This is a genomic window from Streptomyces sp. NPDC029164 (genome assembly GCF_055563995.1).
Map to the genome: position 1 here is coordinate 22,473 of NZ_JBVHWW010000051.1, position 21,226 is coordinate 43,698.

The 21,226-nt window shown below is 73.7% G+C and carries 16 protein-coding genes; 2 read left to right on the forward strand and 14 right to left on the reverse strand.

What is annotated here, in order from left to right; all coding sequences use genetic code 11:
* Positions 1-84 precede the first annotated feature (84 nt).
* Positions 85-1,074 (forward strand): methyltransferase domain-containing protein, encoded by a 990-nt coding sequence (locus ACZ4VT_RS34220; protein ID WP_467955289.1) that lies wholly within the window; start codon positions 85-87, stop codon positions 1,072-1,074.
* Here the strand turns inward: ACZ4VT_RS34220 and ACZ4VT_RS34225 are convergent, their stop codons facing one another.
* From ACZ4VT_RS34225 to ACZ4VT_RS34290, 14 genes are all read right to left on the reverse strand, one after another.
* Positions 1,075-2,118, reverse strand: coding sequence for an FHA domain-containing protein (locus ACZ4VT_RS34225; protein WP_467955290.1), 1,044 nt, complete (start codon positions 2,116-2,118; stop codon positions 1,075-1,077).
* Positions 2,119-2,162: 44 nt separating this feature from the next.
* Positions 2,163-3,488, reverse strand: coding sequence for a vWA domain-containing protein (locus ACZ4VT_RS34230; protein WP_467955291.1), 1,326 nt, complete (start codon positions 3,486-3,488; stop codon positions 2,163-2,165).
* Between the two features lie 33 nt (positions 3,489-3,521).
* A complete protein-coding gene (locus tag ACZ4VT_RS34235) occupies positions 3,522-5,051 on the reverse strand; it encodes a PP2C family protein-serine/threonine phosphatase (protein ID WP_467955292.1) in 1,530 nt (509 codons plus the stop codon).
* A 132-nt stretch (positions 5,052-5,183) separates the two neighbouring features.
* Positions 5,184-8,192, reverse strand: a complete 3,009-nt coding sequence (locus ACZ4VT_RS34240) for a serine/threonine-protein kinase (RefSeq protein ID WP_467955293.1) — start codon at positions 8,190-8,192, stop codon at positions 5,184-5,186.
* Complete coding sequence (locus tag ACZ4VT_RS34245; protein ID WP_467955294.1) at positions 8,189-9,478, reverse strand: coiled-coil domain-containing protein; 1,290 nt, start codon at positions 9,476-9,478, stop codon at positions 8,189-8,191. The genes ACZ4VT_RS34240 and ACZ4VT_RS34245 overlap by 4 nt, the downstream gene beginning before the upstream one ends.
* Positions 9,479-9,606: 128 nt before the next feature.
* The gene (locus ACZ4VT_RS34250; protein WP_467955303.1) at positions 9,607-10,611 is read right to left on the reverse strand and encodes a glutamate ABC transporter substrate-binding protein; all 1,005 of its coding nucleotides are present in this window, start codon (positions 10,609-10,611) and stop codon (positions 9,607-9,609) included.
* A gap of 80 nt (positions 10,612-10,691) precedes the next feature.
* Entirely contained in the window at positions 10,692-12,101 is a 1,410-nt protein-coding gene (locus tag ACZ4VT_RS34255) for a hypothetical protein (protein ID WP_467955295.1), read from the reverse strand.
* 204 nt (positions 12,102-12,305) lie between these two features.
* Positions 12,306-13,301, reverse strand: a complete 996-nt coding sequence (locus ACZ4VT_RS34260; protein ID WP_467955296.1) for an N-acetylglucosamine kinase — start codon at positions 13,299-13,301, stop codon at positions 12,306-12,308.
* Positions 13,292-14,557: a 6-phospho-beta-glucosidase gene (locus ACZ4VT_RS34265; RefSeq protein WP_467955297.1), complete on the reverse strand. Its 1,266-nt coding sequence runs from the start codon at positions 14,555-14,557 to the stop codon at positions 13,292-13,294. Before ACZ4VT_RS34265 ends, ACZ4VT_RS34260 begins: the two co-directional genes overlap by 10 nt.
* Positions 14,558-14,562: 5 nt before the next feature.
* Positions 14,563-15,402: a carbohydrate ABC transporter permease gene (locus ACZ4VT_RS34270; RefSeq protein WP_467955298.1), complete on the reverse strand. Its 840-nt coding sequence runs from the start codon at positions 15,400-15,402 to the stop codon at positions 14,563-14,565.
* A complete protein-coding gene (locus ACZ4VT_RS34275) occupies positions 15,399-16,340 on the reverse strand; it encodes a carbohydrate ABC transporter permease (protein WP_467955299.1) in 942 nt (313 codons plus the stop codon). The genes ACZ4VT_RS34270 and ACZ4VT_RS34275 overlap by 4 nt, the downstream gene beginning before the upstream one ends.
* Positions 16,341-16,354: 14 nt before the next feature.
* On the reverse strand, positions 16,355-17,689 hold the full coding sequence (locus tag ACZ4VT_RS34280; protein ID WP_467955300.1) for an ABC transporter substrate-binding protein: 1,335 nt from the start codon (positions 17,687-17,689) through the stop codon (positions 16,355-16,357).
* A gap of 162 nt (positions 17,690-17,851) precedes the next feature.
* Positions 17,852-19,087 carry an ROK family transcriptional regulator gene (locus ACZ4VT_RS34285; RefSeq protein WP_467955301.1) on the reverse strand — a complete coding sequence of 412 codons (1,236 nt, stop codon included), beginning with the start codon at positions 19,085-19,087 and terminating at the stop codon, positions 17,852-17,854.
* 135 nt (positions 19,088-19,222) lie between these two features.
* Positions 19,223-20,305: a mechanosensitive ion channel family protein gene (locus ACZ4VT_RS34290; protein ID WP_467955302.1), complete on the reverse strand. Its 1,083-nt coding sequence runs from the start codon at positions 20,303-20,305 to the stop codon at positions 19,223-19,225.
* Positions 20,306-20,565: 260 nt separating this feature from the next.
* Here ACZ4VT_RS34290 and ACZ4VT_RS34295 point away from each other — a divergent pair, with 260 nt between their 5' ends.
* On the forward strand, positions 20,566-21,102 hold the full coding sequence (locus ACZ4VT_RS34295) for an HNH endonuclease (protein ID WP_189737015.1): 537 nt from the start codon (positions 20,566-20,568) through the stop codon (positions 21,100-21,102).
* The last annotated feature ends 124 nt before the right edge of the window (positions 21,103-21,226 follow it).

A 21,226-nucleotide genomic window follows, 5' to 3' on the forward strand; every position in this document is an offset into this window, starting at 1 on the left:
GGACCGGGGGCCTAAGACTCTTCGACGGGGGCCGGCCGGGGCCGCGCGTTCGCACACGAAGGCCGTGCGCAGGACAGTGGAGGCATGGGCGCACACACCGCACGCACCGAGACGCGCGATCTGCGGGAGACCGCGCACGCCGCCCAGGTGCGGGAACTGACCGCTGCCGGGGCCCTGGAGGACCCGCGCTGGCGGGCGGCGTTCGCCGCCGTGCCCCGGCACGTCTTCGTCCCCTACTTCTGGACCGGCCGCGGTGCCGGCCACGAGCGGCTCTGGGCCGAGGACCCCGACCCCGAACGGCGGGCCCGCTGGCTGCGCGGGGTCTACGTCGACACCCCGCTGGCGACCCGGCTGCGCGACGGCCGGCTGGTCTCCTCCAGCAGCCAGCCCTCCCTGATGGCGAAGATGCTGCACGCCCTCGACGTGCGCGACGGCGACGACGTCCTGGAGGTCGGCGCGGGCACCGGCTACAACGCGGCCCTGCTCTGCCACCGGCTCGGCGAGGAGCACGTCACCACCATGGACCTGGACGAGGAGATCACCGACTCCGCGCGGGCGCACCTGGCCCGGCTCGGTTACCATCCGGTCGTGGTCACCGGGGACGGCGCGCGCGGCTGCCCCTCCCGGGCCCCGTTCGACCGGATCATGGTGACCTGCACGCTGCCGCTGATCCCGCACGCCTGGCTCGGCCAGTGCCGGCCGGGCGCGCGGATCCTGGCCCCCCTGTCGACCGGGCTGATCGCGCTCACGGTGCGGGACGCCGGTTTCGCGGAGGGCCGCTTCCTGCACACCTCGGCGTACTTCGTCCCGCTGCGCGGAGCCACGGCCTCCGCGCCGCCCGAGCCGGGCGAGGCGGCGTACGGGCTCCCGTACGAGCTGGTGGAGAACGAGCGGTTCCAGTTCATGCTCGTGCTGACCGCGGGCGTACTGCACCCCCGCGAGGCCCTGGACCTGTGGCGCAGCGAGGGCCGTCCGGCCCGCGAGCGCTTCGGGGTCTCGGTCAGCCCGGAGGGCCAGTGGTCCTGGCTCGACGATCCCCAGGGGCCCTACGTATGGCCCCTGGGGGAGGCGTGATCAGCCGCGGCGGATGGTGATGGTGGTCCAGGCGCCGACGTGGACGCGGTCGCCGTCGGTGAGCGGGACGGGGACGTAGGGCTGGATCGGCTCCTCGCCGCCGTTGATGGTGGTGCCGTTGGTGGAGTTCTGGTCCACCACCGCCCAGCTGAGGTCGGGCTGCTGGACGAGGACCGCGTGCTGGTGGGAGACGCCCGGGTCCTCCGGGGGCACCGACAGGTCGATGTCGGGGGATTCGCCCGTGGAGGCGCGGCGGCGGCCGATGGTGATCTGCCCGCCGGAGAGCGGAAGGTGCTGCTCCGGGGAGTAGGCGGGCAGGTTGAGCCCCGCCGCCTCGGGGCCGCTGCGCTGCATCATCGCCATGAAGTACGAGCGGTCGGGGCCGACCGTCGCGGACCAGGCGCCGCCCTGGGGCGGGAACGGCTGGTGCTGCTGAGGCGGAGGCTGCTGCTGGTACTGCTGCTGAGGCGGGGCCTGCTGCTGGTACTCCTGCTGGTACTCCCGCTGCTGCGGCGGCGGGGGCTGCTGCTGGTACTGGGGCTGCGCGGGCTGCTGGTACTCCCGCGGCTGCTCGTGCGCGGGCGGTGGCAGCAGCCAGTCGTCCTCGCGCTGGAGCGGCTCGGCCGGCCGGTTGACCCGGGACGGCCGCGAGCCCTGGTACTCGAAGTGGTCCTGGGAGTAGTTCCCGGGAGCGGGCACGGGCGGCGGAGGCGTGCCACCGGGACCGGGACCCGGGCCGGGACCGGGAACGGAGCCCGCACCGGTCGGCTGCGGGCCCGCGTCCGGCGCCGGCGGCGCGTACGAGGTCGCCGAACGGGTCAGGAAGTTGTACCGGCACTCCTCGCAGAACGGGGCCATGGCCTCGCGGGGGGTCCGGCACTGCGGGCAGAGCTCGGCCTGGGCGGTCGGCTCACCGGCGGTCGGGGGGAAACCGTAGCCGTAGGAGGGCACCGGGGGAGGCCCCTCCGGGGCACCCATGCGGTGGCCGCAGACCTCGCACCAGTCGTCGGAGGCGGACTGGTGCCCGTTCGGGCAGGTCGGCATGGCGGCGCTTCCCCCTTCTTCTCCCTGCGTCTTCACGTCAGGTCTCAGGACTTCTTCACTCGGACGGTCTGCGTCGATCGCGTTTCGAGCGTCATCTCGTCGGCATCGGCGACCCTGGCTTTCAGCCGCACAGTACCCGCCGCGGCGTCCACGACATCCACCACCTTCGCCAGGAGCTTGGCCGTGTCGGCGTTCCCGGAGGCGCTCGCGAGTTGTACGGCGCGTCCCAGTTTGGCCGTGGCCCCATCGACATCGCCCAGTTTGCGGGCTTCCAGACCCTGTTGGATGGCCTGCGCCAGCTCCGCCTGCCCCGTGTAGTGGGCGACCTGCGGGCTGATGGCGGTGGACGCGACCAGATCGGTCGTCCACACCGCGCGCACCAGGCCCTGGGCGAGAACGGTCTCGGAGCCGCCCGCCGCTCCCGGCAGGACGAGCGTCGCGCGGGCGGCGAGCATCTCCTGGCCGACGGCGGCGCCCGGGACGCGCACGCACACGTGGTACTCGCGGGACTCGTCGCCCCACGAGCCGGTCGGGTAGTCGCCGGCGCGCGGGCCGGCCGCGACGCGGCGCTCGGTCAGGTCCTGCACGGTGGGCGCGACCTGCTTCACGTACTGGATCTCCGCGCCGACCGGGGTCCACAGGCGCAGGGCGACGTCCGCGACCTCCTTGCCCATGACGTTCTCCATCATGAGCGTGAAGTCCTCGCTGAGGTGCGCCGGGTCGGCCACGATGTCGGCGGAGCCGAGCAGCGCGCTCGCGATGCCCGTGACCTCCTTGACCTCCCAGTCGGTGCCCACCCCGCGGGCGTCGCAGGTGAAGCGGCCCGCGCAGGCGTCGAGGGTGGCCCGGAGCGCGGCCGGCTCCTCGTGCTCGTTGCGGCCGTCGGTGAGCAGGATCCCGTGCCGGATGACGGCCGTCGAGCCGCGCAGCAGGCCGTCGGCGAGGCGCAGCCAGGTGCCGATGGCGGTGCCGCCGCCGGAACTGAGCCCGCGCAGGGCCTCTTTGGCCTGGGCCCGGGTCGTCGGGTCGGCCACCGCGAGGCGGCCCTGGCCCGGGTAGACCTCCTTGGCCACGTGCGTACCGGCGATCACGGCGAAGGCGGTGCCGTCGCGCAGGGTGTCGACGGCCGCCGCCGTGGCCTCGCGGGCGCCCCGCATCTTCTCCGGCGGGTACTCCATGGACCCCGAACAGTCGACCATGATCACGACGGCGGCCGTGCCGTCGGCGGCCGCCGTCCGGGTGGCGGCGGCGCCACCGGTGGCGGTGACGGTGACGATGGCATGGACGTCCCGCCCGCCCTCGGGGAGGAACTCGTTCTGGTACACCTCCACGGTGAAGCGCGGGGCGCTCGGTTTGGCGAAATTCGCCATCGGTGGGACTCCTAGGGTGCTCGGGCAGGCGGGTCAGACCTGCGGGCGCGCTTCCGGTTCCGGTCGTGCTGCCGGGCCCGGCTCCGCATCGGGTCCCGGTTGCTGCTCGGGGTGCGTGGCGAACGGCACCACCGCCACGGTGACGTTGTCGTGGCCGCCGCCGTCGAGGGCGTGACCGACCAGGACCTGCGCGCTGTGCAGCGGGCGGGTCGCGGCGTCGGCGGGCAGCACCTGGGCCATCTCCCGTGCGGACTCCGCGTAGTTCCACAGTCCGTCGGTGCAGACCACCACCACCCCGGGGTGGTCGGGCTTGAAGGTCGCGGTGTGCGGTTCGAGGTCGTACGCGTCGGCCCCCAGCCAGCCGGTGATGGCGTGCGCGCGGACGTCCGCGTAGGCCTCGGCCTCGCCCATCAGACCGGCGGCGACCATCTGCGCGGCCCACGAGTCGTCCTCGGTGAGCCGGCGCGGCAGCGCGGCACGGTCGTCGGGCACCCAGTACGCACGGCTGTCGCCCACCCAGCCGATGGTCAGCAGGCCGCCGCTGACGACCGCGCCCACCAGGGTGCAGGCGGGGGCGTTCTGCGCGCCCGGGGTCTCCGGGGCCAGGGCGTTCACCGCGGCGGCGGCGGCCAGGATCGCCTCGTGCATGGCCTCCTGCGGGTGGGCGCCGCGGGGCAGCGCCTCCAGCAGCGCCTCGTTGGCGGCGCCGGCCGCTGCGGCCGAGGCCTCGTCGGGGCGGCTCGCGGAGGAGACGCCGTCGCAGACGATGGCCACGGTGGCGGCGGATCCGTCGGGCAGGGCGGTGGCCGCCACGGCGAAGGAGTCCTCGTTGCGGTGGTGGCGCAGCCCCCGGTCACTGACCGCGGCGACGCTCCCGAGCTCCTCTTCGAGGTGGTCCCGCTCCCGGGGCTGCGCGTGCCCGCAGTGCTCGCAGTACCCGTCGGTGTCCACGTGTCCGGCCCGGCAGGCGACGCAGGTCTTGCCGCCGGCCGCCGCACCGGGCTGGGACGCGTTGTCGTACGGTGCCGCCTCGTAGGGGGCGGCCTCGTACGGGGCCTCGCCCGAGCCCCAGGGCGTCTCCTCCGAGGGCGTGCCGGGGCTGCCGCCGGGCCGGTCGTGGCGGGTCTCGGCGCCGTCCGCCCTGCCCTGCGGGCCGGAGGGCCGGGGCCCCGACGGGCTGTGCGGCGCCGGCTCGGGTCCGTCCGCGGCGCTGCCGCGGGGCCGGCCGACGTACCCCTGTTCCGGGGCGGACACGGGGGCGTACGGGCCGTCGCCCGATCCCCACGCGGTCCCCTCCGGGGGCGTTCCGGTGCCGTACGGGCCCTCGTGGCCCGGACTCCCGTACGCGGCCTCGGCCGGGCCCGGCCGCGCCAGGAGCCCGGGCTCCGCCGCGGCGCTCCAGCCGGCCGGCTCGTCGACCAGCGTCGGCGCGGCCGCGGCCACGCTGCCCCAGCCGGGCGCCGGTTCGGCGGCGGCGCCGTCGTGGTGCGCGCCGGGCGCCGGGGTCCCGTAGCCGCCCGCGGGGGCGGCCGGCGGGGCCGGTGGACCCGGTGGGATGGGCATGGTCGGATGGTCCGCGGACGCAGCGGGGGGAGGAGCGGTCACGGCGTAGCCGCAGACGCCGCAGAAACGGTCACCCTCCTCCAGGGGTTCCGCGCAGCTGGGGCAGCCCGACAGCCGATGCATCGACATCACTCACACCCACGTCCGGGGACGGAAACGGTTTGCCCGCTCCACCAGTTCGATCCTCTCCTCGCCACGCCGCGCCAGCCGTGCGAGGACGCGGTACGAGCGCTCCAGTCCGAAGCGCAGGCCCCGCTCGTCCAGTTGACTGCCGAGCAGCGAGGTCCGGCCGGGGTCGGAACCCCGGCTACCCGACAGTACCCAGTCCAGGGCCGAGCCCAGAACCTCCGTCGAGAGCCGCTCCTGCCGCTCCGGGTCCAGCCCGAACCGCCGCAGGGCCTCCACCTGGTCGGCTGCCGCCGCCAGATCGGCCAGCAGCGCCTCCTGTGGGGACCGGTCGTGCAGACGTGCGCGTACCGCCGCCACCCGGGCGGCGGTGTAGTGGATGGAAGCCTCCGGTACGGACTCCAGCGTCCGCACGGCCGCGTCCCGGTCACCGGCGGCCAGCTGGACCCGGGCCAGCCCGAAGGCCGCGCTCACGAACCCCGGGTCGGTGATCCACACGAGCCGGTAGTACTCGGCGGCGTTGTCCAGCTGGCCCAGCACCTCCGCGCACAGCCCGAGGGCCAGCTTCGGCGCGGGCTCGCCCGGGAAGGCGTCGTAGATCGCGTCGAAGGACAGGGCCGCGATCTCGTTGTCCCCGGTGGCCAGCGAGGCGATGCCGCGTGCCCACACCACCCGCCAGTCGTCCGGATGCCGGGCCTCCAGCTCCACCAGGGTGCTCCCGGCCGAGGACAGCTCGCCCAGCTCCAGCCGGGCCCGCAGCTCGCGCAGCCGCAGCTCGGCCGAGTCGGCGGGCGCCGCGGCCAGTGCGCCCAGCAGGTCGCCCGGCGCGGAGGCCAGCAGACCCGTCAGGAAACCGGCGTTCGGATCGCCCGCGTCCACCAGCGGCACGGGCAGCGCCAGCGCGGTGTCGCGGGCGTCGAGGGTGGTCGTTCCCGCCGGGGCCGGCGCCGCGAGGGGAGCGGCCGGGGACACCGGGGGCGGTACCGGACCCGGGCCCGGCGCCTGCCGTGCCCGCGGCACGGCCGCCCCGGCCACGTGCGTGGCGGTGGTCCCGAGCGCGGGGACCGGAGCCCCGGCCGGCCCGGACGCGGGCGCCGGCCCGAAGGGCGAGGCCGCCCACGGGCCGGCGCCCCGGGCGGACGACGGCGAAGCCGGGCCGCCCACCGCTCCGGGCGCCTGCGCCCCCGTACCGGCCGGGCCGCCGGCGGGCGCGGGACCGCCGACCTGCGGCTGCCCCCACGGTCCGGCAGCCCCGGCCGGGACCGAACCCGAGCCGTACGGGGCCCCGGCGGGCGCCGCCCCGGGCAGGGGAGTCCCGCCCGGCGGAGTGCCACCGGTGAGCACGTGGCCTTGGGGGCCGCAAGCCCCTGCGGGCCGGGCCGCGCCGCCCGGCGCGTGCGTTCCCGTGGGACGGGCCGGGCCGCGGCCGAGCGCCCCGAGCAGCCCGCCACCCCGCCGGGAGGCGAGCGGGCGCCGGCCCAGTCGGGATACGACCGTGCCCGGGGCGTCGGCGAACAGCTGAGTGTCCGGAACGCGCAGTTCCGGGCCGAAGAGGGTCGACAGCTGCGGCCGCGGCCGGCCCGTCTGGAGCGCGACCACCTCGCGCAGCACGCCCGTCAGCTGGTCCGCCATCTCCTGCGCGGAGGAGAACCGCCGCCCCGGGTCGGGGTCGGTCGCCCGGACGAGCAGCCGGTAGAAGGACTCGTACCGTCTGAACACCTCGATGTGCTCGGGGTCCGGCAGCGAATCCACGAACACGTTGGTGTAGCCCTGGAAGTCGAAGGTCAGGACCGCCAGCGTCCGCGCCACCGTGTACAGGTCGGAGGCGACCGACGGGCCCAGCTCCGCGACCTCCGGGGCCTGGTAGCCCACCGTGCCGTAGATGGCCGACTCCTCGTCGTCCATCCGGCGCACCGCGCCCATGTCGATCAGCTTCAGCTGGTCCTGCTGCTGGATCGCGTTGTCGACCTTGAAGTCGCAGTACAGGAGGTTCCTGCTGTGCAGGTGGCCCAGCGCCTCCAGCGCCTCGATCCCGTACGCGCACGCCTGCTCCACCGGCAGCGGATCGCGCCGCCCGTCCGGCCGACGCCGCTCGTTCGCGATCTCCTTCAGCGACTTGCCGCCGACGTACTCCATGACGATGTACCCGTCCAGCGAACCGGTCCGCTGGTCCAGGTGCTCCACGAAGTTGTAGATCCGCACGATGTTCGAGTGCTCGATCTCCGCGAGGAAGCGCCGCTCCGATATCGCGGCCTCCATCGCGTCCTGGTCGCCCGTGTCGAGCAGGCCCTTCAGGACCACCCACCGGTCCGCGACCGCCCGGTCCACCGCCAGGTACACCCAGCCGAGACCGCCGTGCGCGAGGCAGCCCGCCACCTCGTACTGGCCGCGCACCACATCGCCCGGGTTCAGCTTCGGCACGAAGGAGTACGGGTGTCCGCACTTCGTGCAGAACCCTTCCGTCCGGCCCGGCCGGTCCCCGCGGGAGCGGCCCACCGGGGCCCCGCAGTCCGAGCGCGAGCAGAACCGCTTGCGCTCCGGCACCTCCGGGTTCTCCAGGACCGCCGCCGAAGGATCCGGACGCGGCACCTCCGGAACGTTGACCAGCCCGGCTCCCAGCCTGCTGCGCCCCGAGGACGCCGCCGCCGAGCCCGAACTGCGCACCGACACCGACCGGGTGGACGCCGTCCCCGCCAGGGACCGCGACAGCCGCCCCGACACCGAGCGACGGGAGGAGGAGGACCGGGAGGAGCGGGCCGAGGCCGAGGACCGCGCCGAACCGTGCGAGCCCTGCGACCCCATCGACCCACGAGACCCCCGGGACCCGCCCGATCCCAGCGAACCCCGGGCCGCGCTCGTCATCCCCGTCGGCGGCGACACCAGCTCGTCCGCACCCGCCGCGACCGAGCCGATCGGCGCCAGCCCGCAGGTGTCGCAGTACAGCTCGCCGCCGCCCATGTCCTCGTACGTCCCCGGGCAGCCGGGGCGAACGCACGCGGTTCCGACCAGACTCACGCGTCCTCCTTCCCCGGCCCCTCGGGCCGGAACTGCTCGGGTCGATGATCTTCGTGCCTCGTCTGCTGCGGCACAAGCGATTCCGCCGCCGCCCGCTGGTACCGCAGGACGGCCTGCTCGGCGGCCCGCAGGTCACAGGGCGCGCTCCACAGCATCCGGCGGGCCGCGTCGTACCGCTCGACGAGCACCGGATCCTCCGCCATCCCGTGGCGGGCCACCTTCGCCTTGTACGCGTCGAGCCGCCCCCGCAGCTCGGCCCGTACCGCCAGCGGTGCCGTCACCGCTGTCAACGATTCACGAGCCCGTCGCAGTTCCTCCTCGGCCCGCACCTCCAGAGATTCCAGCAGCGGCGAGAGCCGGTGCCAGCGCGACTGGCGCCGGTGCTCGGCCGCCGCCGCCAGCTGCTCCTGCAGCACGGTCGGCGGGCCGCTCACCGCCGGCACCTCGGACGCGGCGATCTTCGCCAGCACCTCGCCGCGCGCCGTCCGCGCCTCCGCCAGCGTCCGATCGGCCCGGGAGAGCACGTCCCGCAGGCTGATCAGCCGCTGCTCGGCGTCCTGCCGCACGTCCAGCACCGCCTCGACCTCCCGGCGTACGTCCTCCAGCGCGAGCGCCGCCCGGTCATAGCGCCCCGTGTCCGGACGGCCACCGCCCGGCGCCGCGCTCCCCGCCGCAGGCAGCCAGAACGCCAGCGGGTCCGCGATCACCTGCGCCCGCAGCTGCGTCAGCTCGGCCGTGATGTCCTCCAGGTCGTCGCCCGACGGGTGCTCACCCGGGCGCACCCCCACCGAATGGGCCAGCGAACGGGTGCGGTGCAGCTCCGCGGCCAGCAGGTCGATCCGGGCCGGCAGCGCCGACCACACCGCGTCGGCGGCGACCACCACGTCCAGCGAACGCGCGTACAGATCGTTCATCCGGGCCACCAGCTCGGCGAGCGAGAGCCGCTCCGCCAGCGCGACACCCTCCGTCGCCGCCCCCGCGATCAGCACCCCGGGCCCGCGCAGCCGCTCCGTCAGCTCGATCAGGTCCTCGCGGTTCGGCCAGCGCCGCCGCTCCCGGACCTCCCGGGCGGCCGTCAGGGCCCCGCTGTAGGCGTCGAAATACGTCCACAGCCGGGTGATGTCCGCGTCGGCGGCCGCCCACCGGTCCTTGGTGACCCCGGTCAGCGCGGCCCCCTCCAGCAGCCGGCGCCCCGCATGGTCCTGGAGGGCGAGCAGCGAGGTCTCGACGGCCTCGTGCTCCGCGCCCAGCCTGGCCAGGGCGCGGTCGACGCCGTCCCGGTCCATCACTGCCGAACCCGCCTCCACCGACTGTGCCTCCGCTTCCGCTGCCGCCTCCGTGTCCCTCCCCGTGTGGTCCGCGCGCTCCGTGTCCGGGCCCGCGCCCGGTCCCGTGCCCGAAACCGCCACCGGCCTCAGCCGTCCCGGTACTTGGGGGCGGGCGGCGCGGACACGCCGGGCAGCACCGGCTGGAGGTGCTTGAGGTACGCCTTCATCCAGGGGCTGTCATTGCCGCCCGCCCGGTAGTTCTCCAGCACCTTGTTGACCCGGCGGACCAGGTCCGAGGCGTCCTTGTTCATCGCCACCCCGTAGAACTCCCGGGTGAAGGGCGAGCCCACCAGCTGCACCGACGGGTCCTGCGCCGCCTGCCCGGCCGCGAGGGCGTTGTCCGTGATGATGCCGTCGACCTCGCCCAGCTGGAGCCGCACCAGGCAGTCCAGCTGGTTGGCCACGGTGACCGGGACCGAACCGTACGACTGCGACTTCAGCGCCGCCTCCGCCGTGGAACCGGCCGCGAAGCAGATCCGCTTGTCCTTCAGCGAGGTGTCGTACCCGGTGATCGGCGAACCCTTGGGGGCCAGCACCTGCTGCCCGGCCTCGAAGTAGGCCGTCGAGAAGGCCACGTCCTCCAGCCGCTTGCAGTTGATGGTCATGGTCCGCACGACGATGTCGACACGGCCCTCCTGGAGGGCCGGGACCCGCTGACTGGTCGGGATGGCCCGGTAGATCACCGCGTTCTCGTCGCCCAGGATGTCCCGGGCGATGGCCTTGACCAGGTCGATGTCGAAACCGTCGAGGCGGCTGCCCTCCGCGGTCTGGTTGCGGTAGCCCCAGCGGAAGCTGTTCTGGTCGACGCCGGCGACGAGTTTGCCCGCCGCCTTGATCCGCGCGATGGCCGCCCCGTCCACGTCGGACGGGCGCAGGCTCGCCTCCGGGTCCTGGCAGGTGTCCGTCAGGGCCCACGGCGCGGCCGGGGCCACCGCCATCGAGGCCGGCTTGCGCAGCGCCGGCCCGCCCGTGTCGGGCGTCGCGTGGGCCAGCGGCAGCAGCACGACCGCGGCCGTCACCGCGCAGGCGACGGCCATGGCGCTCACACCGCCCCAGCCGCGCAGCCGGCCCGCGGCCCGCCTCAGCCGCATGCCGGACACGGCACCGCCCTCGTGGCTCCCGTACCCCTCGTGACCTTCGGCGGCCCGCCCCGCTCGTATCCGCATCGCCTTCACCTGTACTCCGAAAGCCTGCGCCCGATACCGAGCACCGCCGCCGCCGCGCCGATGACCACCAAGGCCGCCGCGCCCGTCACCAGACCGCCCAGCGCGCCGAGCCCGTCCCGCGCGGCCCGGGTGAACTCCCGCTGCTCGTGCGCCACGGCCTGGTCCAGGGAGGCGTCCACCGTGTCGAAGGCGGCCCCGCTGCTCTCCTTGTGCTTGTCGTCCCCGACGACCTGGGGCAGCGCGGCTTCGTAGTCGCCCTTCAAATCCGCCTCCCGGGCCGCCGTGTGCCGCTGCTTCCACTGCTCCACGCCGTCCACGGCACGGCTCACCGGGCTCCGCCCGGCCTCGTCGTCGGCCAGCCGCAGCGCGGTCGCCAGCCCGGCGTCCAACTGCTTCATGTTGTTCGTGAAGTCCACGTCGTACTTGTCGGACTTCTTGTCCTCCGCCAGTACGGCGCCCCGCGCGATCAGGGTCAGGTTCTCACCGGCCCGCGCCTGCAAGGAGGCGATCCGCGCGTCGTTGAGCACCTTCATCGACTCCTGCCCGTCCGCCCGCGCTTCACTCAGCGAGGACCGCGCCACCGTGTGACCCACGGCCAGCCACAGCAGCACCACCACCGACGCGGCCGTCGCGGCCAGCAGTCCGTGGTTGAAGACCCGGTTCGTGTGCCGGTAGTTGCGCCGCTGCGCCCACACCAGGCCGGCGACCGCGAGCAGGCCCGCGCCCAGCGAGGCCAGCGGCCAGGACCGGGCGTCGTCGTAGTCCTCGTAGAGCCGGCCGGTCTCCGCCTCGTACAGCCGCTGCGCGGCGGGCAGCAGCTGCGTGGTCATCTGCTCGTTGGCGTACCGGAGGTAGGCGCCGCCCAGCGGAAGCCCCTGCCGGTTGGTGGCCCGGGCCTGCTCGATCAGGCCGGTGTAGCGCGGCAACTGCTCGCTCAGCAGGGCGATCTGCTCACGGGAGTCCTCGTTGCCGCCGGTGTTGGCGGCCGCGCTCACCAGCAGCTTGGAGGCGTTGGCGATGTCCCTCTCGTACCGCTGACGGACCTCGCGCGGCTCCTGGGCGCCCAGCAGGAAGCCGCTGGAGGAGGTCGTGTCGGCGTCGGCCAGGGAACGGTAGATGCTCGCGGCGTCCGCGCTCAGCGGCTGGCTGCGGCCCACCACGTCGTCGGCGGCGGTGGTCCGCTCGGAGATCTCCCACACGCTCACCGTGCCGAACAGCACGATCAGGGCGGCCAGTGCGGCGCCGATGATCCGCAGCCGGCCCGGCTCGGTGGTCGCCGCCTCGCGCAGCCGCTCCACGCCCTCGGCCCAGGCCGTGCTCCGCCCGGGCGGCCCCTCGGGCGGCGACGCCGACGCCCCGGCGGGCGGCACGGCAACACCGCCCCCGGGCGCGGGCGCGCGTGATGTGATCGCCACCGTGACCTCCCCCTCGGTCCTGTCGCCCCCGGCCAACGGCGGGAGGCCCCCTGCGCAGCAGTATGGACGTAGTGCCGGTCGACCACAGCACCCGGTGCTGCATCCGGGACGATCCCTCCCCACGGGCGCCCTCCGCCACCCCTTCATCGTCAATACGCGTGCACGAGCGCCACGGTTCCAGACCGGCGGCCTTCCGGGGCGGGTTCACCCGAAATGGGCACGGAGTTTTCCGTAGGCGAGGGGCGGGGAGCCGAGGGCGTCGAGGCCCAGGAGGCCGGCGCCCAGGACCGGGGGGGCCGTGACCACGTGGACGCGGGCGTGCGGGGCGCGTTCGGCGAGGCGCTCCGTGATCCGGTCGTTCAGCTGCGGGTGCCGGGCCGCCAGCACGCCGCCGCCCAGGACCACCGGCACCTCCTCGTGCAGCAGGTCCAGGCGGCCCAGTGCCACCGAGGCCATGGCCACGATCTCGTCCGCCTGCCGGTGCACCAGCGACCGGGCCACCGGGTCCCCGGCCGCGGCCACCGCGAACAGCACCGGGGTCAGTTCGTGGCGCCGCCCCGGCGGGATCCGGCCCAGGTGCAGTGCCTCGATCAGCGCGGCCATCGAGTCGTGGCCCAGGTGCGCGGGCAGCGCCCGGGCCAGTTCCGTCGGCTCGCCCCGCCCGTCCTCGGCCCGGGCCGCGAACCACAGGGCCTCCTCGGCCAGTCCGCCCCCGCCGCCCCAGTCGCCGGAGATCCGCCCGATCGCGGGGAAGCGCGCGGTCCGCCCGTCCGGGGTCATCCCGACGCAGTTGATGCCGGCCCCGCACACCACCGCGACGCCGCACGGTTCGGCGCCCACCGGCAGCCCGGCGCGCAGCAGGGCGAAGGTGTCGTTGCGCACCTCCGTCGCGCGCCCCCAGTTGCGGCGCTTGATCTCGCGCGCCAGCTGCCGCTCCTCCAGCGGGAAGTCCGCGTTGGCCAGGCAGGCCGACACGTGTTCGGCGCAGGGCCCGCGGCCGCGCCCGTCCCGGTGGTCCAGCCCGACGGAGGCCATCGCCTCGGCGATCACGTCGACGGCCGCGGCCACGCCCGTCCGGGACGGCTGGAACCCCCCGGCCTGCCCGGAGACCAGGACCGAGCCGTCCGGACCGAGGAGCGCCACGTCCGTCTTGCTGTTGCCCGCGTCGATCGCCAGGACGGAACAGAGGGTCACGCCCATGCCAGGTGCTCCTTGTTGTGCGCGAGGAGCCGGTCGGTCAGCCCCTCGGCCAGGTCGTACTGGCCGACCAGCGGGTGCGCGAGCAGGGCCTTGAAGACCCGCTCGCGCCCCCCGCGCAGCGCCGCGTCCAGGGCGAGGTCCTCGTACGCGCTCACGTGCGAGACCAGCCCGGCGTAGAGCGGGTCCAGCCGCGGTGCCGCCAGCGGCCGCGGGCCCGAGGCGTCGACGTGGGCCTGCACCTCGACGACGGCGTCGTCGGGGAGGAAGGGCAGTGTGCCGTTGTTGTACGTGTTGACGACCTGGAGGGCCGGGCCGCCGTCGCCCAGCAGCGAGGCGGCCAGGTCCACGGCGGCCTCCGAATAGAAGGCGCCGCCCCGCTTGGCGAGCAGCGCCGGCTTCTCGTCCAGCGCGGGGTCCCCGTACAGGGCGAGCAGTTCCCGTTCCATCGCGGCGACCTCGGCGGCCCGCGAGGGCTTCGTGCCGAGCTCCCGCACGACCTCGTCGTGGGCGTAGAAGTAGCGCAGGTAGTACGAGGGCACGACGCCGAGCCGGTCCAGCACCGCCCGCGGCAGGCGGAGGTCCCCGGCGATCTTCTCGCCGTGCGCGGCGAGCAGCCCCGGCAGCAGGTCCTCGCCGTCCGGGCCGCCCCGGCGCACGCCCCGTTCCCAGGTGAGGTGGTTGAGGCCCACGTGGTCCAGGTGGATGTCGCCGGGGGCCAGGTCGAGCAGGGCCGCGAACTTGCGCTGGAGGCCGATGGCGACGTTGCACAGCCCGACGGCCTTGTGCCCGGCCCGCAGGAGGGCGCGGGTGACGATTCCCACCGGGTTGGTGAAGTCGATGATCCACGCGTCCGGGTTGGCCCGACGGACCCGCTCGGCGATGTCGAGGACCACGGGGACGGTGCGCAGCGCCTTGGCGAGGCCGCCCGCGCCGGTGGTCTCCTGCCCGACGCAGCCGCACTCCAGGGGCCAGGTCTCGTCCTGGAGCCGGGCGGCCTGTCCGCCGATGCGCAGCTGGAGCAGGACGGCGTCCGCCCCGTCGACTCCCGCGTCGAGGTCGGCGGTGGTGGTCACCCTCCCCGGGTGCCCTTGCCGGGCGAGGATCCGCCGGGCCAGGCCGCCGATGAGTTCGAGCCGGTCGGTGGCCGGGTCGATCAGGACGAGTTCGGTGACCGGCAGGGTGTCGCGCAGCCGTGCGAAGCCGTCGATCAGTTCGGGGGTGTAGGTGGAACCGCCGCCCACCACTGCGAGTTTCATTGCCGTCAGCCTTTCACGCCGGTCAGGGTGACTCCCTCGACGAACGCCTTCTGGGCGAAGAAGAAGAGGACGATCACCGGGGCCATGACCAGCACGGTCGCGGCCATGGTCAGGTTCCAGTTGGTGTGGTGTGCGCCCTTGAAGGACTCCAGTCCGTAACTGAGGGTCCAGGCGGCCGGGTTGTCCGAGGCGTAGATCTGCGGGCCGAAGTAGTCGTTCCAGGCGGAGAAGAACTGGAACAGCGCGACGGCGGCGATGCCCGGTCTGGCCATCGGGAGGACCACGCGCAGCAGGGTGCGCACCTCGCCGCAGCCGTCGACGCGGGCCGCGTCCAGGTACTCGTCGGGGATGGTCAGCAGGAACTGGCGGAGCAGGAAGATGGAGAAGGCGTCGCCGAAGGCCATCGGGATGATCAGTGGCCACAGGGTTCCGGACAGGTCGAGCTGTTTGGCCCAGAAGAGGTACATGGGGATGACGACCACCTGCGGCGGCAGCATCATCATGGCGATCACGAGCAGCAGCGAGAGCCGTCGCCCTCGGAAGCGGAACTTGGCGAGGGCGTAGGCGACGGGCACGGAGGAGACCACGGTCAACAGGGTGCCGAGCCCGGCGTACAACAGGGTGTTGCGCCACCAGGTCAGGAAGCCGGGCGTGTTCCAGACGGTGGCGTAGTTGTCCCATTCCCAGGTGTCGGGCCACAGGTCGCGGGTCAGGGCCTGGCGGTCTCCCATCAGGGAGGTGAGCAGGAGGAAGACGAAGGGGAGGACGAAGAAGAGGGCCGCGGCCACGCCGAGCGCGTGGACCGCGATCCAGTGCAGTACGGCCTTGCGTCCGTGCGCGTTCACTCGCCGGCTCCGATCAGTCCGCCACGGCGCCGCATCAGGAGCGCGGTGAAGGTCATGGAGAGGGCGAACAGGACGAGCGCGACGACACACGCCGTGCCGTAGTCGAAGCGCTGGAATCCGAGGTTGTGGACGAGCTGCGGCAGGGTCAGGGTGGACTTGTCGGGATAGCCCGGCTCGAACTGCTGGCCGGAGCCGCCGATCACCCCCGCCGCGACCTTTCCCGCGACGAGCGGCTGGGTGTAGTACTGCATGGCCTGGATGACGCCGGTGACCACGGCGAAGGCGATGATCGGCGAGATGTTGGGCAGGGTGATGTGCCGCAGCCGCGCCCAGGCCCCGGCTCCGTCCAGTTCGGCGGCCTCGTACTGCTCCTTCGGTACGTCGAGCAGTGCGGCCATGAAGATGACCATCAGGTCGCCCACCCCCCACAGGGCGAGGGCGGTGAGCGCGGGCTTGGACCAGTCGGCGTCGGTGAACCAGCCCGGGGTGGGCAGTCCCACGGCGTCCAGCAGGGTGTTGGCGGGGCCGGTGCCGGGGTTGAGCAGGAAGACGAAGGCCAGGGTGGCGGCGACGGGCGGGGCCAGGTAGGGCAGGTAGAACAGGGTCCGGAAGATCCCGACGCCCGTCTTGATCTTCGTGACGAGCAGGCCGATGCCGAGGCCGAAGACGACCCGGCAGGTCACCATCACCAGCACGAGCCACACCGTGTTGCGCATCGCCGGCCAGAAGAGCGGATAGTCGGTGAAGACGTAGCTCCAGTTGTCCGTGCCGTTGAAGGCGGGCGGGCGGAAGCCGTCGTACCTGGTGAAGGAGAAGTACAGGGTGGACAGCAGGGGGTAGGCGAAGAAGACGGCGAACCCGATGAGCCAGGGGGACATGAAGGCCGCGGTCCGCAGGGCGGAGCGGCGGCGTTTCGACCGCAGGGTGGGGGTGGTCATCCGGGTCATCGGGGCTACTTCGCCTTCGCGATGTCCGTGTCGATCTGCTGGTCGGCCTTGGCGAGGCCGGCCGGGATGTCGGTGACGTCGCCCTTCTCGACCGCGTACGCGAAGTCCTGGAAGGTCAGCTGGTAGGTGCCGCCGTCGGCCTGGGCCGGGGTGGTGCCGGACTTCGGGTGCCGGGCGATGTCGAGGAAGGTCTTGGACTCCGGGGTCACCCGGAGGTTCGGGGAGTCCAGGGCGGCGAGTGTGGACGGCACGTTGTGGATGGCGTTGGCGAAGGCCACGACCGCCTCGGTGTCGGTGGTCATGTACTTGACCAGTTCCCAGGCGGCGTTCTGCTTCTTGCCGCCCGCGGCGATGCCCATGACCGTGCCCGACAGGTAGCCCTTGCCGTAGTCGGCGGCCTGCTCGTCGGGTACGGGCAGCGGCGCGGTGCCGATCTCGAACCCGACCCCGGCCTCCTTGGCCATCGGGGCCCGCCATTCGCCGTCGATCTGCATGGCCACCTGGCCGGTGTGGAAGGGGTGCTCGGCGCTCCACTCGTCGCCGAAGGTGCTGCGGAACCGTTCCAGCTTCTCGTAGCCGCCGAGCTTGTCCACCAGGTCCTTCTGCGCGGTCAGCATCTTCGCGAAGCCGGGGTCCTTGGCCAGGCTGGACTTGCCGTCCGCGCCGAAGTAGGCGGGGCTCCACTGCGCGGCGAGCCGCATGGGAGTGGTCTCGTAGCCGTGGAAGGTGGGCATCAGGCCGACCTGCTCGTACGAGTCCCCCTTGGGCTTGGTGAGCTTCTGCGCGACCTCGGTGAACCGGCTCCACGTCCTGGGGGGTTCGGTGATGCCGGCGGCCGCGAAGGCGGTCTTGTTGTAGACGAGGCCGTACGCGTCGTGGAGCAGCGGCAGCGTGCACTGGTTGCCGGCGAACTGGGTGTACTCCAGCAGGGTCTTGGGGAAGACCTTCGTCTTGTCGATCCCGGACTTGCGCAGGAAGGGGTTGAGGTCGGCGAAGGCGCGGGAGTTGCAGAACTTGCCGACGCTGTCGGTGGTGAAGGAGGACACCACGTCGGGGGCCTTGTCCCCGCCGGCGCGCAGGGCCTGGTTGATCTTGTCGTCGGTCATGTTTCCGGTGACCTTGACCTTGATGTTGGGGTGCGCCTGTTCGAAGCGGGCGATGTTGTCCTCGATCGCCTTGGCCTCGCTCGGCGCGGACCAGCCGTGCCAGAAGGTGAGGGTGACGTCCGCCTTCGGGTCGTCGGAGGCGGCGTCGGCGCCCTGGCCGGTACAGGCCGTGGCGAGTGCGGATATCGCGACGAGGAGGGCTGCTGCGGTGGTCAGGCGTCCGGTTCTGGGCATGGCGGGGCTCGCTCTCTGCGGGAGACGAAACTTCCGGTGGGGGGCCGTTCGGGGCCGTTCGGAGCCGGCGGGGCCGGTGGGGGGCCTGTGCGCTGGAGGCGGCGGGTCGGTGGCGGGGCGGGGCGGGGCGGGGTGGTGTGCCGGTGGGCTGGGCGGGGCGGTTCAGCGGGAGGTGTCGAACACTTCGTCCCGGGTGGCGGCCAGCGCGCTCTCCAGCGCGCCGTGCAGGACCGGCCGTTCCCGTACCTCGCCGGGGACCAGCCGGGGCCGGGAGGGGGCCAGTTCGGCGAGCTCGGCCTCCAGCAGCGCGCGCAGCGGTTCGCCGCCCGCGCTGATCGCGGCCCCGGACAGGACCACGATCTCCGGGTCCAGGACGGCGACGAGCGAGGCCAGACCGGTGGCGAGCGCGGTGGCGTACGACTGGAGGAAGCGCAGGTGCGCGCCCTCGGGCGCGGCCGCGGCCTGCCCGAGCAGGGCGACGGCGGCGGCGACCTCCGGGCTGTGCGGGGTGTCCGGGCCGTGCGGGCTGCCGGCGGCTGGCCCGGGCACGGCCTCCACGCCCAGTTCCGCGGCGAGCCGGGGCAGTCCGTCCACGCCGGCCAGATCCTGGTAGCCGCCGGAGTTGGCCCGGGTGACCTGCCGGACCAGCGGGCGGCCGGGCACGGGCAGGAAGCCCACCTCGCCCGCGCCGCCGGTCCAGCCGCGGTGCAGCCGGCCGCCGAGCACCAGGGCGGCGCCGAGGCCCTCCTCGTTCCAGAGCAGGACGAAGTCCTCGTGGCCGCGGGCCGCGCCGAGGCGCTGTTCGGCGACCGCGGCGAGGTTGACGTCGTTCTCGTACTCCACGGGCATCGGCAGGGCCGCCGCCAGGTCGTCGAGCAGGGTGGGGGAGTGCCAGCCGGGCAGGTGGCTGGCGTAGCGCAGTCTGCCGGTCTGCGGGTCGAAGGCGCCGGGAGTGGCGATGACCACCCGGTGCAGGTCGGAGCGGTGCAGGCCGGCGGCCTTGACGGCGCCGCCGAGGGCCTCGGTCACCTGGTCCACGGCCTGGGCGCCCTCGGTGTACGGGATCTCGTGGGAGGCGATCACCGTGCCGGTGAGGTCGGCGACGGCCGCCAGCACGCGCCCCGGGGTGACGTCGAGCCCGCCGACGTACGCGGCCCGGGGGTTGAGCGAGTACAGCTGGGCGCTGGGGCCGGGGCGGCCGCCGTCGGTGCCGGTGGCCAGGACGAGTCCGGCCGCTTCCAGGCGGGCCAGCAGCTGGGAGGCGGTGGGTTTGGACAGTCCGGTCAGGTGCCCGATGCGGGTCCGCGAGAGCGGGCCGTGCGTCAGCAGGAGTTCGAGCGCGGCCCGGTCGTTCATGGCGCGCAGCAGACTGGGCGTTCCGGGCGTGGCGGCGGGCATGGAGTGGTCTCTCCCTCACCGAGGCGACTGTTAGGTAAGTTTCCTATCGTCCTGTGATCCGTGTCAATGCCGCTGCCCCGCAGGTCATTCGCGAATGACCTGCGGGGCAGCGGGGACGGAACGGGGGCGGCGCGGTTACTTGGTGATCCGCGGGCCGGCCGGCGGCGGGATCGGGGCCGTCGCCAGCGACTGCGGGGAGGCCGGGTTCGCCAGAGCGGACGGCGCGGCGACGGAGGCCGACGGGTCCACCGCGGCCTCGTCCTCCTCGTCCCCGGCCGGCAGGCCGCCGATGATCCGGATGCCCGCGGCGTCGAAGGCCTCCTTGATCCGCCAGCGCAGCTCCCGCTCCACCGCGAACTGCTGGCCCGGCATGGTCTTCGCCGAGACGTTCACCGTCATCGAGGCGAGCAGCACCTCGCCCAGGCCCAGCACCTCGACCGGACCCCACAGGCGCTCGTCCCACGGGGACTCCTTCGCCAGGGTGTCGGCGACCCCCTGGACCACCTCGCGGATCCGCGGCAGGCTCTCCGTCGGCTTGACCTGGACGTCCACGCCCGCGGTCGCCCACCCCTGGCTGAGGTTGCCGATCCGCTTGATCTCGCCGTTGCGCACGTACCAGATCTCGCCGTTGTCCCCGCGCAGCTTGGTCACGCGCAGGCCGACCTCGATGACCTCGCCCGAGGCCACGCCCGCGTCGATCTTGTCGCCGACGCCGTACTGGTCCTCCATGATCATGAAGACGCCGGACAGGAAGTCCGTGACCAGGTTCCGGGCGCCGAAACCGATGGCCACACCGGCCACACCGGCACTCGCCAGGAGCGGCGCCAGATCGATCTTCAGCGCGGCCAGGACCATCAGCGCGGCCGTGCCGAGGATCAGGAACGAAGCCACCGAACGCAGGACCGAGCCGATCGCCTCCGAACGCTGGCGCCGCCGCTCCGCATTGACCAGCAGCCCGCCGAGCGCGGTGCCCTCGACCGCCTCCGCGCTGGTGTTCATCCGGGTTATGAGCTTGGTCAGCGCCTTGCGGACCACCGACCGTATGACCGCTGCGATCACCACGATCAGCAGGATCCGCAGGCCGATGCTCAGCCAGGTGGCCCAGTTCTGCTCGATGAAGCTCGCGGCCTCGGTGACGCTGGCCTGCGCCTCCTTGACCGAGGCGGGCGCGTCCGGAACGTCGGCTGCCAACGGCAGCAGAGCGGCGGGCCAGGGCACGACGGGAACCTCCAGGTGTAGCGGTCTGCCCGCGGAACGGGTTGCAGGGGCAGACCAACCACACTAACGGGGCAATCCCTTCACCTTGGTGCCGTGTTCGAGGGAGAGACCAGACTCACCTGGGGATGACTGACTGTGGTTGAAAACACCTCGGACCCGTTACGGGCGCGTGGTGGCGCTTCGACCAGCCGTAAGGAGAGACTGGAGAGCAGATCGTCCCGGCGCGAGCCACGCGCCGCCGACGTACAAGGAGGCAGTCCGTGCCGCACGTCCTGGTCCTCAATGCGTCGTACGAGCCCCTCGGCGTCGTACCGCTCCGCCGCGCGCTCGTCCTCGTCCTGGAGAACAAAGCGGTCTCCCTGGAGGAATCCGGCGCCTACCTGCACAGCGCGACGAGGGTCGTCCCCGCTCCCAGCGTGGTACGGCTCAAGCGCTTCGTGCGGGTCCCCTACCGGGGGCCCGTTCCACTCACCCGGCGCGCCCTGTTCGCGCGGGACGGCGGCCGCTGCATGTACTGCGGCGCCGTCGCCACCAGCGTCGACCACGTCATCCCGCGCAGCCGGGGCGGGCAGCACGCCTGGGACAACGTCGTCGCCGCGTGCCGGCGCTGCAACCACGTCAAGGCCGACCGGCACCTGCTGGAGCTGGGCTGGCGCCTGCGCCACCAGCCGGCGCCTCCTTCCGGACTGGCCTGGCGGATCATCGGGACGGGGCACCGGGATCCGCGCTGGATGCCGTACCTCCAGCCGTACGGGGCCGAGGACGCGCTGGAGCGCATCGGCGTCGCGGCGTCGTAACCGGCGGGCCCGCAGCCGGGGCTCCGCCGCAGACCCAGGGGGGGGGAGGGAGGGGGGGGGGGGGGGGGGGGGAAGGGTGGGGGGGGGGGGGGGGGGGGGGGGGGGGGGGGGGGGACCAAAAGGT

Coding starts and splice junctions, on each gene's coding strand:
- ACZ4VT_RS34220 (WP_467955289.1), top strand. CDS start 85: ATGGGCGCACACACCGCACGCACCGAGACGCGCGATCTGCGGGAGACC.
- ACZ4VT_RS34225 (WP_467955290.1), bottom strand. CDS start 2,118: ATGCCGACCTGCCCGAACGGGCACCAGTCCGCCTCCGACGACTGGTGC.
- ACZ4VT_RS34230 (WP_467955291.1), bottom strand. CDS start 3,488: ATGGCGAATTTCGCCAAACCGAGCGCCCCGCGCTTCACCGTGGAGGTG.
- ACZ4VT_RS34235 (WP_467955292.1), bottom strand. CDS start 5,051: ATGCCCATCCCACCGGGTCCACCGGCCCCGCCGGCCGCCCCCGCGGGC.
- ACZ4VT_RS34245 (WP_467955294.1), bottom strand. CDS start 9,478: ATGGACCGGGACGGCGTCGACCGCGCCCTGGCCAGGCTGGGCGCGGAG.
- ACZ4VT_RS34250 (WP_467955303.1), bottom strand. CDS start 10,611: ATGCGGCTGAGGCGGGCCGCGGGCCGGCTGCGCGGCTGGGGCGGTGTG.
- ACZ4VT_RS34260 (WP_467955296.1), bottom strand. CDS start 13,301: ATGGGCGTGACCCTCTGTTCCGTCCTGGCGATCGACGCGGGCAACAGC.
- ACZ4VT_RS34265 (WP_467955297.1), bottom strand. CDS start 14,557: ATGAAACTCGCAGTGGTGGGCGGCGGTTCCACCTACACCCCCGAACTG.
- ACZ4VT_RS34275 (WP_467955299.1), bottom strand. CDS start 16,340: ATGACCACCCCCACCCTGCGGTCGAAACGCCGCCGCTCCGCCCTGCGG.
- ACZ4VT_RS34280 (WP_467955300.1), bottom strand. CDS start 17,689: ATGCCCAGAACCGGACGCCTGACCACCGCAGCAGCCCTCCTCGTCGCG.
- ACZ4VT_RS34285 (WP_467955301.1), bottom strand. CDS start 19,087: ATGCCCGCCGCCACGCCCGGAACGCCCAGTCTGCTGCGCGCCATGAAC.